Source organism: Roseofilum sp. (genome assembly GCF_982964205.1).
Map to the genome: position 1 here is coordinate 1 of NZ_CEZBFX010000050.1, position 2,483 is coordinate 2,483.

Sequence of the window (2,483 nt, forward strand, 5' to 3'; positions counted from 1 at the left end):
GAGGGGGAGAAGCCGTGACGTTGACTAATTTGGGAACAGTTTACTACAGCATCGGAGAAGTGCAAGAGGCGATAAAGTATTACGAACAGGCCTTGCCCATTTACATAGCAGTGGAAGATAGAGGGGGAGAAGCCGTGACGTTGAATAATTTGGGATCAGTTTACGACAGTATCGGAGAAGTGCAAGAGGCGATCGCCTATTACGAACAAGCCTTACCCCTTTTCCGAGCAGTGGAAGATAGAGGGGGAGAAGCCACCACGTTGAATAATTTGGGAGGAATTTACGACAGCATTGGAGAAGTGCAACGGGCGATCGCCTATTACGAACAAGCCCTACCCCTTCACCGATCCGTGCAAAACAGAGAGGGAGAAGCCGCCATATTGAATAATTTGGGAGCAGTTTACAACAGCATCGGTCAACCGCAACGAGCGCTGGAGTATTACGAACAAGCCCTACCCCTTCACCGATCCGTGCAAGACAGAGAGGGAGAAGCTACGACGTTGAGCAACATTGCTGGGTTTTACCGAAATACCAATCAACCTGAAAAAGCCATTGAACACTGGAAACAATCCCTAGAAATTACCCTCAACCTCCGCAGCAACCTGAAACAAGAACATCGGAAAACGTTCATCGAATCTAACGATGCTCCAGCCATCGCCCTCACCTCCCTGCTCATCCAACAAAACGACCCCAAAGAAGCCTTTAGATGGATAAACCGCGTCACCACCTACGAACTGGCCGACTATACTCGCCTCCTCGGAGCCAAAGTCCAAAACCCCGAAGCTCAAGCCCTCATCGACCAATATAACCAGCGCTCCCAACAAATCGAAAGCCTCAGACGACAACTGCAACTCGACTTCTCCGATGACCAACTCTCGCGCCGCATCAATGACCTACAGACCGAAAACATTCAACTTGGAGAACAAATTGCCCAACAGTTCCCCGAAGCGGCTGACCTGTTTGAAACCCCTCTCATCGACATCGACGAACTGCAAGCCACCATCCCCGATGGAACTGTTGTCCTGCAACCCGTTCCCCTCACCAATATTACGAACGTTCCCAATACCCTAGCTCTGTTTCTGCTCACCCGCGATAGTTTCCAAGTCGTGCAAACCCCCCTCGATGCCGAGAAATTTAACCAACTCGTCCAGCGCTATCCCCAACAACTCGAAAACAGACACAAAGACTCTCTCACCACCAGTCGCGACCTTTACCACATCCTCATCCGCCCCATCGAAGACCAGCTCAACGCCTACAACCCCGAACACCTGAGCATCATCGCCACCGGCCAACTGCGCTACATCCCCTTTGAAAGCCTCAACGACCGAGAAACCAAACAATTCCTGATTGAAAAATACCCCATCAACTACCTGACGCGCCTCTCCCCAACCCCCTCCAACCCTCAAACCCCAAACAACTCCCGCCGTCTCCTGGCCTTCGGCAACCCCAAACCCGATACGCCCCTAGACCTACCGGGAACGGAAGCCGAAGTCAACACCATTACCCGACTCTTCCGCAACAGCCAGGGCTACCTGCACCAGAGCGCCACCCTCGACCAGTTTAAGACCCAAGCGCCTAAGTTTCCCTTCCTCCATCTGGCCACCCACGGCTGTTTTCAGGATCAACCCTGTCAGTTTGAAGCAGAAAAATGTAAAAATTAATACAGTAAATCTAGGGGTAAATACTATCCTCTTTGCCGATCGCCAGTGGCCCATCCAAGATGCCGCCCTCCTGGGGTTAACGGACACCCGCTTAATTGCCCTCAGCGCCTGCCAAACCGCCCGCGAAGCCGACCTAGAGGGAAATTCCATTTCCGGAGTCGCTTACCTGTTTGAACGGGCAGGAGCGCAAGCCGTCATGGCCAGTTTATGGCAAGCAGAAGATCGGTACACCCAGGAACTAATGAGCGATTTTTACCAATACATTACGGAAGGCATGACCCAAGCACAAGCCTTACGCCAAGCCAAACTCAATCAACTCAAACATCACCCCCATATTTGGTCACCGTTCATCCTCATCGGCGATGCTCAGTCTGATCCGTTACCAGAAACCGGGTTTCTGTCCCCAGTTAGAACCCCCGCTTTCGCCTTGCTTGCCGGTTCAATCCTCCTGATCGGCGGTTTCTGGTGGCTGAAACGTGGGCGCTAGTTCCCGTCATGGCGAGTGGAACGTAGTGGAACGAAGCAATCTTCCCTATCCCGGTAAACTTGGCGATCGCTTCCCTTCGGTCGCAATGACAAGAGTCAAGGCGATCGCCATGACAACAGTTCAGTCATTGCGAATGGAACGCAGTGGAATGAAGCAATCCCGACGCTCTCGGAAGGAGCAGCGATCGCTTCCCTTCGGTCGCCATGACATTTTCTCTGTCATGGCGAGTGGAACGCAGTGGAATGAAGCAATCCCGACGCTCTCGGAAGGAGCAGCGATCGCTTCCCTTCGGTCGCCATGACATTTTCTCTGTCATGGCGAGTGGAACGCAGTGG

The 2,483-nt window shown here is 52.6% G+C and carries 3 protein-coding genes; all 3 read left to right on the plus strand.

The features are described from left to right. On the plus strand, positions 1–1,661 hold a 1,661-nt coding region (locus tag AC3A14_RS13625; RefSeq protein WP_487779027.1), incomplete at its 5' end, for a CHAT domain-containing protein. Beyond that, positions 1,636–2,148, plus strand: coding sequence for a CHAT domain-containing protein (locus tag AC3A14_RS13630; RefSeq protein WP_318733882.1), 513 nt, complete (start codon positions 1,636–1,638; stop codon positions 2,146–2,148). The genes AC3A14_RS13625 and AC3A14_RS13630, both read left to right, overlap by 26 nt. A gap of 25 nt (positions 2,149–2,173) precedes the next feature. Continuing rightward, positions 2,174–2,449 carry a hypothetical protein gene (locus AC3A14_RS13635; RefSeq protein ID WP_487779028.1) on the plus strand — a complete coding sequence of 92 codons (276 nt, stop codon included), beginning with the start codon at positions 2,174–2,176 and terminating at the stop codon, positions 2,447–2,449. Positions 2,450–2,483: the final 34 nt, after the last annotated feature.